The following is a 1,356-nucleotide window of genomic DNA, read 5'->3' on the forward strand; positions in this document are numbered from 1 at the left end:
CTAATTGTTTTTATTATCAATAACTATAAAACTATGCTCTATTATAAAAAATAATAGATATATCTAATTTTCAATAGTGGTAATGGCAATGTGATTATTAAGAATAATAAATATATATTTATATTAATTTTTAGTTATGCTGAACAGTAGCTATTAAAAATTACTTAAACGTTATTGCTATCTACAATAACGCTATTTATTATTTATCAGTAAGACTATAAAAAAATTTTATATATAGCTTTCTATATCAACTATTTTTACTGAAAAAACAATTAGCTTTAACATTGCTATTTGAGGTAGAGTGATGATAGTAGTTTATATCCTCATCTAATTTAAACTCTTTATTTAGTAACAAAATAAAGTCGTTAACAGTTATTCCTAACTCACTTAATATCGTAAAAAATAATTTTAAGCTAATATTATTTACTCCTCGTTCATAACTTGATATTTGTTGTTGTGAAATATTAATTTTTTCACCTAATTCTGTGCCTGTGATTTTTTTAGCTTTTCTAACTTTTTTTAATATTTTACCAATAGTTATAGAGGTCAATTGTGGATCATTATTGAGTGTTTTTAAATCGATCATAATATTTCCTTATCGAATAAAATATATGTTTTATTGAAAATAGAGCAAAACTACTAGTATCTTATTACATGAAATTAATGTAATAAAAATACTTTCATTACACTTCCTTCTTAATACATAAAATTAAATTACGATTCTTTCTTTGTAAAAGCTCATTTCTATATAATTTAAATTATATTTCTATTAATGGTATGCAAACAGCACTAATTAATAAAAAATTTTCAAATCCTCTTCTCATGAAAATAATCGTTAATACTATTTATCTCACTTAATATGTTGCACAGTGAAAATAAACATTATTTGTATATATCAGAATATTATTAAGTATAATTACCTATCTGAACGAAAGAGACAATATTTTGTGATGTTTTATAAGAAAGAAATTTAAACCACATTGGCATAACAATAATTAATAAGTATTAACACACTTTGGTTATAAACAAAAAATACATTACAACCTTGTTGAGTAATTGTAGGGAATATAACACAAAAACGGAAGTATATATTTAATTAAATTTCAAATACAAAGTAAAATACTGGATAATCACTAACTAACGAAATTTAAATCCAAAATACATTATATATATATGTATTTTCATTTTATTAACATACACATCTTACGGATAAAAAAATAAAATAAAAACCACATCAATAATATTTAATACCAGTAATTTTGATTTTATAGTATTAAATATATATTCAAGTATTTACTTGTTACATCTTTATCTATATCGTTTCTAAATGTTATTTTTATTTCCATTTATTACCAA

General features: G+C 21.2%; 1 protein-coding gene. It reads right to left on the reverse strand.

From position 1 onward, the window contains the following. Positions 1-247: 247 nt before the first annotated feature. Positions 248-586: a helix-turn-helix domain-containing protein gene (locus tag M983_RS16515; RefSeq protein WP_066753592.1), complete on the reverse strand. Its 339-nt coding sequence runs from the start codon at positions 584-586 to the stop codon at positions 248-250. Between the last annotated feature and the right edge of the window lie 770 nt (positions 587-1,356).

The organism is Proteus myxofaciens ATCC 19692, assembly GCF_001654855.1.
GTDB classification, from domain to species: Bacteria; Pseudomonadota; Gammaproteobacteria; order Enterobacterales; family Enterobacteriaceae; genus Proteus; species Proteus myxofaciens.